Origin of the sequence: Leisingera sp. SS27 (assembly GCF_028368855.1) — a bacterium.
Lineage (GTDB): Bacteria > Pseudomonadota > Alphaproteobacteria > Rhodobacterales > Rhodobacteraceae > Leisingera.
Genome location: NZ_JAQNCY010000003.1, coordinates 198,735 through 211,421 on the forward strand (window position 1 = coordinate 198,735; position 12,687 = coordinate 211,421).

A 12,687-nucleotide genomic window follows, 5' to 3' on the forward strand; every position below is an offset into this window, starting at 1 on the left:
TGGCCGAAGCAGCAGGCGCCCGCAATGCATCTTGATGTTCAGGATCTCAGGAACTTTTACTACCGCAGCACCCTGGGGCGCGCGGCGCAGGCCTCGATCCGGGGCCGCCTGCTGGAGCTGTGGCCGGAAGCGGAGGGTCTGACCGTGGCAGGCTTCGGCTTCGCCGCGCCGCTGCTGCGGCCCTACCTGCCGGAAGCGCGCCGGGTGATGGCGCTGATGCCGGGGCCGCAGGGGGTGATGCAATGGCCTGCAGGCCTGCCCAATGTCTCGGTCCTGTGCGAGGAGACCAGCTGGCCGATCGACACCGGCCGGGCCGACCGGCTGGTGGTGATGCACGGTCTGGAAACCTCGGAACGCCCCAGCAAGCTCTTGGAGGAGTGCTGGCGGGCGCTGGGCCCGGGCGGGCGCGCGATTTTCATTGTGCCGAACCGGGCGGGCCTCTGGGCGCGCTCCGATCTGACGCCCTTCGGCTATGGCCGCCCCTACACGCTGCGCCAGCTGGAGGGGCAGCTGCGGCAGCATCAGTTCGCGATTGAGCAGCATACCGCAGCGCTCTACCGTCTGCCCAGCCACAAGCGGTTCTGGCTGAAATCGGGCGCCATGCTGGAGAAGATGGGCCGCAAGCTGCCCGCGATGCTGGCCGGCGGCGTGTTCATGGTCGAGGTCAGCAAGCAGACCCATCCGCAGAAAGGCCACATGGCCCGCACCAAGGCCCCGAGCCGCATCCGGGTGCTGGAAGGGTTGTCGAATCCGATGCCGGAACCGGTGTGAGGCGGGCCGTGGCCGCAGCCACGGATTTCGATTCCCGAAATCGGCTGAATCGGCCGTCTCAGGGCGTCTGCCGCGGTTATGTGACGTTTTTCAGCGCAATTGCCGCGTTCCGGAATCGCCAAATCCTGCAGAACAGCAGCACTTTTTTTGAATAATACTGTGGTCAAAGGGCCGCACTTGCCGCAACCCTTTGAAATTGCTGAAAACAACCTTTCTTCTGTAACCGTTATAGGCAGTTGATAGGTCGCATCCGCTCTGCTAGACCCACGCTGATTTCAACGCCCCGCTGCCATGTGGGCTGACTCACGCCCCCGGACGCCTCCTGACGCCAGGTACGCCAACCGGGGCCAAAAACATATCGGAAGGGTGGACGTGTCCGAACCAGCTTCGATTTCTGCAGGCATTGCCGCGCGCTATGCCACGGCGGTGTTCGACATCGCGGAAGAGAACAAGGCGCTCGACAGCCTTGAAACCAGCATCAATGACCTGGCAGCCGCCCTGGCTGACAGCGAAGAGCTCAACAGCCTGATTCATTCGCCGCTCGTGTCGCGCGAAGAGCAGGGTGCCGCAATCACCGCGGTGGCAGACAAGATGGGCCTGGACCCTGTGCTGCGCAACACCCTGGCGCTGATGGCCGACAAGCGCCGTTTGTTTGTGCTGCCCGCGCTGATCGAGGCGCTGCGCGCCCGTCTGGCCGACGCCCGCGGCGAAGTCACCGCCGAGGTGGTCTCTGCCAAGGCGCTGACCAAGACCCAAAGCGAAAAGCTGGCCAAGACCTTGGCCGAGCGCGTGGGCAAGAAAGTTACCATCAATGCTTCCGTCGATGCCTCCATCATCGGCGGTCTTGTCGTTAAAGTGGGCTCGAAGATGATCGACAGTTCGATCCGCTCCAAGCTCAACTCCCTACAGAATGCAATGAAAGAGGTCGGATAAATGGGTATCCAAGCAGCAGAGATTTCTGCGATCCTGAAAGACCAGATCAAGAATTTTGGTCAAGAAGCCGAAGTGGCAGAAATCGGCCGCGTGCTGTCCGTCGGTGACGGTATTGCCCGCGTTTACGGCCTCGACAACGTCCAGGCCGGCGAGATGGTCGAATTCCCGGGCGGCATCATGGGCATGGCGCTGAACCTCGAAGCCGACAACGTCGGTATCGTGATCTTCGGCTCCGACCGCGACATTAAAGAAGGCGACACCGTCAAGCGCACCAACGCGATTGTGGACGTTCCGGTCGGCAACGGCCTCTTGGGCCGCGTTGTTGACGGCCTGGGCAACCCGCTGGACGGCAAGGGCCCGATCGAAGACGTCACCCGCGGCGTGGCCGACGTGAAGGCACCGGGCATCATCCCGCGTAAATCGGTTCACGAGCCGATGGCAACCGGCCTCAAGTCCGTTGACGCGATGATCCCGATCGGCCGCGGCCAGCGCGAGCTGATCATTGGCGACCGTCAGACCGGCAAAACCGCGGTTGCTCTGGACGCGATGCTGAACCAGAAGTCCTACAACGACGCCGCAGGCGACGACGAGAGCAAGAAGCTGTACTGCGTATACGTCGCGGTTGGCCAGAAGCGCTCCACCGTTGCCCAGCTGGTGAAGAAATTGGAAGAGTCCGGCGCGATGGAATACTCCATCGTTGTGGCCGCGACCGCGTCCGACCCGGCACCGCTGCAGTTCCTGGCACCCTATGCCGCAACCGCAATGGCGGAATTCTTCCGCGACAACGGCCGCCACGCGCTGATCATCTATGATGACCTGTCCAAACAGGCGGTTGCTTACCGTCAGATGTCGCTGCTGCTGCGCCGCCCGCCGGGACGTGAAGCCTACCCGGGCGACGTTTTCTACCTGCACTCCCGCCTGCTGGAGCGTTCGGCCAAGCTGAACGAGGACTTCGGTGCCGGCTCGCTGACCGCGCTGCCGATCATCGAAACCCAGGGCGGCGACGTGTCCGCGTTTATTCCGACCAACGTGATCTCGATCACCGACGGCCAGATCTTCCTGGAAACCGAACTGTTCTACCAGGGCATCCGCCCCGCCGTGAACACCGGTCTGTCGGTTTCGCGCGTTGGCTCCTCGGCCCAGACCAAGGCGATGTCGAGCGTGGCAGGCCCGGTTAAGCTGTCGCTGGCTCAGTATCGCGAAATGGCTGCCTTTGCGCAGTTCGGCTCCGACCTGGACGCCGCCACCCAGCAGCTGCTGGCCCGTGGCGCCCGTCTGACCGAGCTGATGAAGCAGGCGCAGTACTCGCCGCTGACCAACGCCGAAATCGTCTGCGTCATCTTCGCCGGCACCAACGGCTACCTCGACAAAGTCGACGTCAAGGACGTTGGCCGCTACGAGGCCGGCCTGCTGAGCCACCTGCGCGGCAAACATGCCGACCTGCTTGCCGACATCACCAACAACGACCGTAAGGTGAAGGACGAGCTGGCTGACAAGGTTAAGGCTGCGCTGGACGAGTTCGCCGCTAGCTTCGCTTAAGGGGGGACGAGGCGATGCCGAGTCTTAAGGACCTTAAAAACAGGATCGAGTCGGTCAAATCGACCCGCAAGATCACCAAAGCCATGCAGATGGTGGCCGCGGCGAAACTTCGCCGCGCCCAGGAAGCTGCCGAGGACTCCCGTCCCTATACCAAACGGTTCAATGCCGTGATGGCAGGGCTGGCGGCCTCGGTCGGCGGCAGCGAGTCGGCGCCCAAGCTGCTTCGCGGCACCGGCAGCGACCAGAACCAGCTGCTTGTCGTCATGACCGCCGAGCGCGGGTTGTGCGGCGGCTTCAACTCGAACATTGCCAAGCTCGCCCGCCAAAAGGCGGCTGAGCTGAAGGCCGCGGGCAAGACGGTGAAGATCCTCACCGTCGGCAAGAAGGGCCGTGACGCCCTGAAGCGCGACCTCGGCGATGACTTCATCGGCCATGTGGACCTGAGCGAGGTCAAGCGTGTGGGCTATGCCAACGCGCAGGACATCGCCAAGGGGATCCTCACCCGCTTTGACGCAGGTGAATTCGACGTTGCCACGATCTTCTTCGCGGAGTTCGTCAACGTCGTGACCCAGATCCCCACCGCACAGCAGATCATTCCGGCTTCGTTTGAAGCATCGGAAGGCGAAAGCACTGGCGCCGTCTACGACTATGAACCGGGCGAAGAGCAGATCCTTGCAGACCTGCTGCCGCGCGGCGTAGCGACCCAGATCTTCTCGGCCCTGCTGGAAAACGGTGCATCCGAACAGGGTGCGCGGATGAGCGCGATGGACAATGCAACCCGCAACGCGGGCGACATGATCGACAAGCTGACCATCCAGTTCAACCGTTCGCGCCAAGCCGTGATCACCAACGAGCTGATTGAAATCATTTCGGGCGCTGAGGCGCTCTAAGAGACAACCGGAGACCAACAAATGGCAAACGCAAAAGGCAAGGTGACCCAGATCATCGGCGCCGTTGTGGACGTCCAGTTTGACGACCACCTGCCCGCAATTCTGAACGCCCTGAACACCGAAAACGACGGCAAGAACCTGGTTCTGGAAGTGTCCCAGCACCTGGGCGAGAACACCGTCCGCTGCATCGCGATGGACGCGACCGAGGGCCTGGTCCGCGGTCAGGCCGTCGAAGACACCGGCGCACCCATCTCGATCCCGGTCGGCAACGCCACCCTGGGCCGCATCCTGAACGTCGTGGGCGAGCCCGTGGACGAAAAAGGCCCGGTGAACGCAACCGAGACCCGCGCGATCCACCAGCCCGCACCGGAATTCAATGACCAGTCGACCGAATCCGAAGTTCTGGTGACCGGCATCAAGGTTATCGACCTGCTGGCGCCTTACTCCAAAGGCGGCAAGATCGGCCTGTTCGGCGGTGCCGGCGTGGGTAAAACCGTTCTCATCATGGAACTGATCAACAACATCGCAAAAGTGCACTCGGGTTACTCCGTGTTCGCCGGTGTTGGCGAGCGGACCCGTGAGGGCAACGACCTGTACTGGGAAATGATCGAATCCAACGTGATCAAGCCCGACAACCTGGAAGAATCGCAGGTTGCCCTGGTTTACGGTCAGATGAACGAACCTCCGGGAGCCCGTGCCCGTGTTGCACTGACCGGCCTGACCCTGGCCGAACAGTTCCGCGACCAGTCCGGCACCGACGTTCTGTTCTTCGTGGACAACATCTTCCGCTTCACCCAGGCCGGTTCCGAGGTGTCCGCTCTGCTCGGCCGTATTCCTTCCGCTGTGGGCTACCAGCCGACCCTGGCAACCGACATGGGCGCCATGCAGGAACGCATCACCTCCACCAAGAACGGCTCGATCACCTCGATCCAGGCGGTTTACGTTCCCGCGGACGACCTTACCGACCCGGCACCGGCAACCACCTTTGCCCACCTGGACGCGACCACCGTTCTTAACCGTGCGATCTCGGAACTCGGCATCTACCCCGCTGTGGACCCGCTCGACTCCTCGTCGCGCCTGATGGACCCGCAGATCGTTGGCGAAGAGCACTACGCAGTGGCGTCCGACGTTCAGCAGATCCTCCAGCGCTACAAATCGCTGCAGGACATCATCGCGATCCTTGGCATGGACGAACTGTCGGAAGAGGACAAGCTGACCGTTGCGCGTGCGCGTAAGATCCAGCGTTTCCTGTCCCAGCCGTTCGACGTTGCGAAGGTCTTCACTGGCTCCGACGGTGTCCAGGTTTCCCTGGAAGACACCATCGCGTCGTTCAAGGCCGTTGTGGCCGGCGAATACGACCACCTGCCCGAAGGCGCCTTCTACATGGTTGGCGGCATCGACGAAGTGATCGCCAAAGCCGAGAAGATGGCTGCGGAAGCCGCCTAAGAATGGAACTTCCCCCGGGCCGCTAGGTGCGGGGGAACCCTGAAAGGAGGCCCCAATGGCACAAACGATGCAATTCGACCTCGTGAGCCCTGAGCGCGCCCTGGCGTCGCTGCAGGCCAGCGCGGTTCAGATCCCCGGAGCCGAGGGTGACTTGACGGCGATGCCTCAGCACGCGCCGACCATTACCACCCTGCGCCCCGGTGTCCTGAAGGTCGAAAGCCCTGAAGGCAACGCGGACTATCTGGTGACCGGCGGTTTTGCTGAAATCGCAGGCGACAGCCTGTCGGTTCTGGCCGAACGCGCGATCCCGATGGCCGAGATGACCCGCGATCAGATGAACGCGCTGATCGAGGAAGCCCGCGAGATGTACAAGACCGCGAAAGAGGAAGACCAGCCCCACGGCCTGGTTGAGGACGCAGCCAAGCTGCTCGCCGACATGGAAGCCCTGGGCACCCATATGTCCCTCTGATCCAAAAGCGGATTGGACGATTCAGAGACCGGCTCCCTTTTGGGGGCCGGTTTTCTTTTGGTTAGGAAGATTGACAATGGGGCAGGTCGGACGGCGGGCCTCACTCAGCAGAGGCTTTCTACCGCTTCAATACAGAGAGCTGCACACGTGTGGCAAAAGGCGGGACATTGCTGCCGTTGGCCGCATTCTCACCAATGGCCGCTTTTGCTTTTAGCCCTCTTGGAAATCGACAAAGCTGTCGCCGTTCAGGATAAGTTTCCGCCCGGGCAGTGAGTCAAAAAACTCAAGCAATTTGGCGCGCGCTTCTATGTCTCGGCCCTTGAAGTGGCGCGATCTCATTTTCGTTTTGTACCCTTTTTGGTCACCGTAATCCTCCATGATTTCCTCATGGAACGGTCCTAGGTCATCATAAACCCACCAGCCTGCCCAAAGGTCCTGCGTGCCTTTGGCAGCAGCTTCGGTTCGGCTCTTCAACGTTTCGATGTCCAGATCGGTGTATATCGTGTACTCAATTGCCATCACAGCCTCCCAATGGTTCCGTCACGGCGAACGATAATCACATCGCCAAGCCCTTCAATTGGCCAGTTCAGAAACTGTTGTCGTAGGGCGTCTTCATCTACATTGCTATCGTAAAGACCGATGACGATGTTTGCAGTCTGACCCTCATCAATTTTGTCTTTGACTTCCGACCAGATGTTTCGAGCGCGGTCCGTTGACGGCGCATAGTGATCGTAAATCTCTCCGTTGATCAGATAGTCAGGATTTTTTGGCCCATCGACCGCTGGGTTTTGAAGGACGTCAAAACCATTTTGCCCCAAAATCTGGGCAGATTCATTCTCTCGTCGATGCCCACGTTGCGTCGCCTCATCTGAATTGGGATCGATCGGAGTCGGCTCACCAGGCCTGACTGCAACGATGTTCGGTCCTGTCTCTTCCGGTATCGGGGTTGAAATGATATTGCCGGTCGGATCATCAGAGATCGGCGATCCGGAATGGTGCGGCAGCCCTAAATCTTCGATCGGATAGGTTTCAAGCCATTGCTCGATCCGTTCTGGCGTGAAACCTGGCAGTTGACCTAAGCGACGTTCGTCTTCCGTCAGTTCGGGGAAGACCTCAACCCAGCCCTGCGCCAGCTCTCCGTCCACTGGGGTAAGCCTTTGCGCCTCCAGGGCCGCCAAAGTGCCTGCCGCGAGCTGGCGTGCGCGTTCTACCGCCCCAGCGGCATCGTTGTTTGGTATCGTGAACAGCCCTGGCCGGACCATTTCATAAAGGCCAATGGCTTCGGCAATAAGTCTCGCCCGATCCCCGCGCTCCGGGGCGTCCGATAGGAAACCATTCTCAGAAAGTTCCTTAGCCAAAGCATAGGCTTGAGCGGCCAGCACCCCCTCAACAGTGCGCAAATCAGCACCCAGGATTTCTGCCGCATCCCGCACCCGCCTTTCGTTTGCCGCGCGTGTGAAGTCTTGCAGCTGGTTACTGGCTTCAAGGGCCGCGTATGCTGCCAGACCTGCGGGCGAGCGGGCAAGTAAACCATTGCCCAGGCGTCGAACCGTATTGTTACCGTTCGGAAAACTGTCTGCTGTGGGCGCGAAATCTGCAAACACAACGTTGTTTGATACGGCGGGAGAAATCGGTTCAGCATAACAACGGCAATTATGTGCTTCTCCGGGATGCCCACCTTCGGGCGGTTCGTCCCATCTGAACATGCGGTCGTCATAGGCCGCATGGCTGTCGCGCACCTTGGCATGATCCTGCGAGCGCCAGATGTATTGCTCAATCCCTAGGGTTTCCTGCCGTAGTTGATTGATCAATCCCGCAAAAGCCCGAAGGAGACGCTCTTCCATGGCGGTTCGCAGAGGCCGCAACCGTTGTGGATGGTTGTGGTATTCGCCAAAATATGCGCAAGGCGCGCGTCCCATGCGTTGAGCGCTTCTGCCTTTGCATCTGACACATCCCGCAACTCAGCTTCGGAGACAGTTGGCACTGTGTCAGGCGGGATCAGCGCGTTCAGGAGCATCCGCGTGTTTTCGGAAATCACCTGTTCGAGACGTTCGCTGAAATCCGCCCGTAGAGCCGTGTAGTTAGGAAATGTCGACTTGAGCGACACTCCAACGCAGCGGCCAATCAGATGACCGTGTCGCTGCGTTATCTCGTACTGGCCCTCACCGCCGTGCCGTAGGAAGTGGCTGAAACTGTGTTGCATGGAACCTCCGAGAACGTGCCGGACATGTTCTATTCACAATTGGTGAAGATTGCCCAAGACCACCGTTCGCAACTTTCTCGCGGAGAGCAACGCATCCCGCTTGCGATGGAACCAGACATTCATGCGCGGCGCAGCATGCGTTGAAATGGGCTCGCAGCTGGGTTTCGCCGCCTTTTGCGCGAAAGTTGGTTCCTGGGGCGCGAACGACTGCACTTCGAACGTCACGGCGGATAATCGGAGGCTTGGCCGATACTGCCGATGACTTGTTTCGTTGCGCCCACACCAAGGTGCTTGCTGCAGAGGCATTCGGCGGCAGCGAGCCCAAGTCGGTCAATGTTGCAGTACGCTTGAATAAGTGTGAACGGCGCAAAACAGACATTCACAGGAAGGATGACACTTCCCACAGGTTCTCGGCAGCAGTCTTACCGGTGCTCATATTCGCCAACTTAGGAACGAGATCACCTGTGCAAAAGTTCAGCTCCAATCCTGCACCGGTTACTGATTGTACATGATCCAAAAATCTTTTCAGTTCTTCGAGCGCGGGCCTGCCGATACATATTGCCATTACAAATAAGGCATAACTTGGCTTGGACTTTGTTTCACCCCAGGCGTGCCAACGACAATGGGAAGTAAGCGTTCATGATTCCAGAAGCCCTTCCGGCTCTGATCGCGGCGTTTGCCTCCCGCCAACCCGGGAGGAAATCATGAAACTTTACAAGTCCGGCTGTGACATACTGCCCGCAACCCTCGAAGACTCTGCTCACAATGCGAAGCGTCGGAATGACGAAGTCAGCCGGCGTGAATTTCTTGCCATGGCGACAACGTTCGGGGCCACTACCGCAACAGCCTACACCATGCTGGGCATGAATGCCCCGGCGTTCGCGTCAGAAACACCAAAGACCGGCGGAACGCTGCGGATCGGGATGGTTGTTCGGGAAGGCAAGGATCCGCGGTCTTATGATGACAGCCCGCAAGCCAACATCAGCCGGGGCTGGCTTGAGTATCTGGTGCGCTACACGCATCAGTTCACCTTTGAGCCGATGCTTCTGGAAAGCTGGGAAATCAGCGAAGATGCAAAGACCTACATTCTGAATGTGCGTCCCGGGGTGACCTGGCACAACGGCGATCCACTTACCGCGGAGCATGTCGCATACAATATTGAACGGTGGTGCGATAAGGGGGCCGAAGGCAATTCCATGGCGGGTCGGTTCGGGACATTGATTGATCCCGATACCTCAAAGGCGGCTGAGGGAACCATCGAAGTGGTCGACGCCTCGACCGTCCGGCTGAACCTGCCGAACCCGGATATTACACTGATCGCCGGCATGGCGGACTATCCCGCAGCTATCGTTCATCCAGACGCCGGCAGTTCAGATCCGTTTCAGGCACCGCTGGGGACAGGGCCTTACACCCTGGAAAGTCATGAAGTCGGCGTCAAAGCCGTGCTGGTCCGCAAAGAAGGCCACACGTGGTGGAATGAGGGCCAGGGGGCCTATTTGGATCGGATCGAATATCATGACGTTGGCACCGACCCGACCACCATCCTGTCTTCCTATGAAGCGGAAGAAATCGACGCCAACTACGAATCCAGCGGTGATTTTGTTGCAGTGCTGACCGGGCTGGGCCTGCAGCAAAACGAAGCCGTGACGGCAGCGACCATTGTTATCCGCCCTAACCAGGTCACTGAAGTGAACGGGCAAGCACCTTATGCCGACCCACGTGTGCGCCGCGCCCTGTCAATGGCGGTCGACAATTCCGTATTGCTCGAATTGGGGGTCAACGGGCTGGGGATACCGGCACAGAACCATCATGTCTGTCCGATTCATCCCGAATATGCCGAAGTCGACCGGATACCTCACGATCCTACCGGGGCCATGGAACTTCTCAAGGAAGCAGGGATGGAAGACTATGAGCACGAGCTGACTTCGATCGACGATGACTGGCGCCGTAACACAACCGACGCCATGGCTGCGCAATTGCGGGAAGCCGGGATCAAGGTGAAGCGAACAGTCGTTCCTGGAGCATCTTTCTGGAATGACTGGGCGAAATTTCCCTTCAGCTCGACCAATTGGAACATGCGCCCGCTTGGCGTGCAAATTCTGGCATTGGCCTACCGGTCCGGCGAAGCCTGGAACGAGACAGGATTCAACAATTCTGAATTCGATCAATTGCTGGCTGACGCGCTGGCAACCCCTGATGCTGACAAACGCAAAGGGATCATGGCCAAACTGGAAAGGATCATGCTGGACGAAGGTGTGATCACGCAGCCCTATTGGCGCTCCCTTTACAATCACAGCCGCCCAAATGTGAAAGGGATGGGCATGCACCCGACCTTTGAAATCCACATGGATAAGATCTGGTTGGACGCATAGGAGGCGCACATGTCGGCCACTGAAAAGCACGTGGAAGCTGGCACAAGCAGGGAATGGAACTGGCATCCCGACTTGCCTGTCGCCGTTACGCCGCTTTTCGCGTGGCCGCCAAGGCCCATGGCCACGCTCCGGTGGTTTGCGACCAACTGGCTGCCGATCACCGAATACCTGATCTACGCCCTGATGGCCTGGGCCATCTGGGCGTGGCTGGTGCCACCCCTGGAGCAGATGCAGCGCTTGAGCTGGGGATGGGTATTGCAGCTTTGGGCGCGCAACCTGATCCTGATGACCATTTTTGCCCAAGGGCTGCACCTGTGGCTTTACGGATGGAAGAAGCAAGGCGACGACTACAAGTTCGACCGGCGCGGACCAGCCAGGAATGCACGCATCTTCCTGTGGAACGATCAGTATTGGGACAATGTCACCTATGCGCTCCTATCTGGTGTGACCGTCTGGACGTTCTATGATGCCATCGTTTGGATGGCTTACGCTAATGGCTGGGCACCGATGATTACGGCCCGGAGCAATCCGCTCTGTTTCTTTGCCCTGTTCCTGTTGTTGCCTGTTGTACAATCCTTCCATTTCTACTGGCTGCACCGCGCACTGCACATCCCATGGATCTATAAACGCGTGCATTCGGTGCATCATCGCAGTGTTTCAGTCGCACCGTGGTCTGGCTTTTCCATGCATCCGATCGAGCATGTCGGCTACATGAGCCTGTTGCTGATCTTCCTGGTTGTGCCCGCGCATCCGATCCACTTCCTCTTCATCGGATTCTCGTTGGCGCTTGCTTCAGCCACGTCGCATGCCGGGTTTGAAAACTTGGTGCTGGGAGACAAGGCCCACCTGAAGATCGGGTCGTTCCACCACCAACTGCATCACCGGTATTTCGAATGCAATTATGGCGGCCCGGAAATGCCCTGGGATAACTGGTTCGGCAGCTTTCACGATGGCAGCCCGGAGGCAACGGAACGTGTGCGCGAAACCAAAAAACGCATGCACGCGAGATGAGTGGCATGGTGACACCCCAGGGCGGTCTGCGTTGATCTGGAACGCTGACCGGTGGTTCCTGAATGACGACGCCTAAACGTCGGCTGGAATGCGTCTCATCGTCGGGTCAGCTTCGATTTCTTCTTCAAGCCACCTGGTGAACAAAGCCAGTTTCGGGTTCGCTGCACGGTTTCTTGGCGTTGCAAGGTACCATTGGCTCGGCTCCGGAACAGAGAGGGCGAACGGCTGTACCAAGCGGCCCCTCTCAAGGTCACGGGAGCAGAACGGTGCTCTTGCCATTCCAATTCCATGGTTTTTCAGGACTGCCTCACGAACCAGCGGATAATTGTCAAAAACGGATCCGAATTTCATGTCGTCGCGGCTGAGGCCTGCCGCCTCCAGCCAGCAAGTCCAGTCATCAACATCTGACGGCGTGGTCGGGACACCCAGCAGCAAGAATCTCTCCAATTCATCAAGTGTCATGCCCATGTCCGGATCACCCAAAGCCTCGGGAGCGCACACCGGGTAAATGTCGGTTTCAAACAACGGGCTGTAGTTAAATCTCTTGTCAAAAGGCGGGGCATTGAAGATGCCCGCGTCAAATCTGTGCGCATCATAGTCACCGTCTTCAAAGGTTGAGATTATGCGCACGCGGGTGTTCGGATTGTCCTGAAGGAAATCGGCAAGCCTGGGCTGCAGCCACATTGTATTGAAACTCGCATAAGACTGAACGAGCAGCACATCGGGCTCGTCCGGCGCCTGTATGCGCCGGGTGGCCTTGATTATCCCCTGAATGTGTTCACGGATTGGCGGATAAAACTGTTCGCCGGCTGGCGTCAGTTCGACGGACCGGCTTGTGCGTTCAAGCAGTTGAACCCCGATTGAATTCTCCAGTGCCTTGATCTGATGGCTGACGGCCGCGTGCGTCACGCAGATTTCGTCAGCGGCCTTGCGAAAGCTCTTGTGACGCGCCACGGCTTCAAAGGCGCGCAGAGAAACCAATGTTGGCATATGGGTCGTCACCGGCGGGCCTCCTTGATGAATGCAGCCTGTCATCCTTTAGCTTGCCTAACT

General features: G+C 59.1%; 12 protein-coding genes. 8 read left to right on the forward strand and 4 right to left on the reverse strand.

What is annotated here, in order from left to right:
- Positions 1-24 precede the first annotated feature (24 nt).
- The 6 genes from N6L27_RS08920 (at position 25) to N6L27_RS08945 (ending at position 6,048) form a co-directional block, all read left to right on the forward strand.
- Positions 25-771 carry a methyltransferase domain-containing protein gene (locus N6L27_RS08920; RefSeq protein WP_271906895.1) on the forward strand — a complete coding sequence of 249 codons (747 nt, stop codon included), beginning with the start codon at positions 25-27 and terminating at the stop codon, positions 769-771.
- A gap of 372 nt (positions 772-1,143) precedes the next feature.
- Positions 1,144-1,704: a F0F1 ATP synthase subunit delta gene (locus N6L27_RS08925; protein ID WP_039193638.1), complete on the forward strand. Its 561-nt coding sequence runs from the start codon at positions 1,144-1,146 to the stop codon at positions 1,702-1,704.
- Positions 1,705-3,243 (forward strand): F0F1 ATP synthase subunit alpha, encoded by a 1,539-nt coding sequence (atpA, locus tag N6L27_RS08930; RefSeq protein WP_271906897.1) that lies wholly within the window; start codon positions 1,705-1,707, stop codon positions 3,241-3,243. It abuts the gene before it with no gap.
- A gap of 14 nt (positions 3,244-3,257) precedes the next feature.
- The gene (locus tag N6L27_RS08935) at positions 3,258-4,133 is read left to right on the forward strand and encodes a F0F1 ATP synthase subunit gamma (protein WP_271906898.1); all 876 of its coding nucleotides are present in this window, start codon (positions 3,258-3,260) and stop codon (positions 4,131-4,133) included.
- 21 nt (positions 4,134-4,154) lie between these two features.
- Complete coding sequence (atpD, locus tag N6L27_RS08940) at positions 4,155-5,579, forward strand: F0F1 ATP synthase subunit beta (protein WP_271906899.1); 1,425 nt, start codon at positions 4,155-4,157, stop codon at positions 5,577-5,579.
- A gap of 55 nt (positions 5,580-5,634) precedes the next feature.
- Positions 5,635-6,048 (forward strand): F0F1 ATP synthase subunit epsilon, encoded by a 414-nt coding sequence (locus N6L27_RS08945; protein WP_271906900.1) that lies wholly within the window; start codon positions 5,635-5,637, stop codon positions 6,046-6,048.
- A gap of 210 nt (positions 6,049-6,258) precedes the next feature.
- On the opposite strand, the gene N6L27_RS08950 is transcribed toward N6L27_RS08945, so the two are convergent.
- The 3 genes from N6L27_RS08950 to N6L27_RS08960 are packed head-to-tail and all read right to left on the reverse strand — an operon-like array spanning position 6,259 to position 8,251.
- Positions 6,259-6,567 (reverse strand): hypothetical protein, encoded by a 309-nt coding sequence (locus tag N6L27_RS08950; protein WP_259969069.1) that lies wholly within the window; start codon positions 6,565-6,567, stop codon positions 6,259-6,261.
- Positions 6,567-7,892, reverse strand: coding sequence for a phage minor head protein (locus tag N6L27_RS08955; protein WP_271906901.1), 1,326 nt, complete (start codon positions 7,890-7,892; stop codon positions 6,567-6,569). The genes N6L27_RS08950 and N6L27_RS08955 overlap by 1 nt, the downstream gene beginning before the upstream one ends.
- Entirely contained in the window at positions 7,856-8,251 is a 396-nt protein-coding gene (locus N6L27_RS08960; protein ID WP_271906902.1) for a hypothetical protein, read from the reverse strand. The genes N6L27_RS08955 and N6L27_RS08960 overlap by 37 nt, the downstream gene beginning before the upstream one ends.
- Before the next feature lie 704 nt (positions 8,252-8,955).
- Here N6L27_RS08960 and N6L27_RS08965 point away from each other — a divergent pair.
- Positions 8,956-10,623, forward strand: coding sequence for an ABC transporter substrate-binding protein (locus tag N6L27_RS08965; protein ID WP_271906903.1), 1,668 nt, complete (start codon positions 8,956-8,958; stop codon positions 10,621-10,623).
- A gap of 9 nt (positions 10,624-10,632) precedes the next feature.
- A complete protein-coding gene (locus N6L27_RS08970; protein WP_271906904.1) occupies positions 10,633-11,634 on the forward strand; it encodes a sterol desaturase family protein in 1,002 nt (333 codons plus the stop codon).
- 72 nt (positions 11,635-11,706) lie between these two features.
- On the opposite strand, the gene N6L27_RS08975 is transcribed toward N6L27_RS08970, so the two are convergent.
- A complete protein-coding gene (locus tag N6L27_RS08975) occupies positions 11,707-12,636 on the reverse strand; it encodes a LysR substrate-binding domain-containing protein (protein ID WP_271906905.1) in 930 nt (309 codons plus the stop codon).
- Positions 12,637-12,687: the final 51 nt, after the last annotated feature.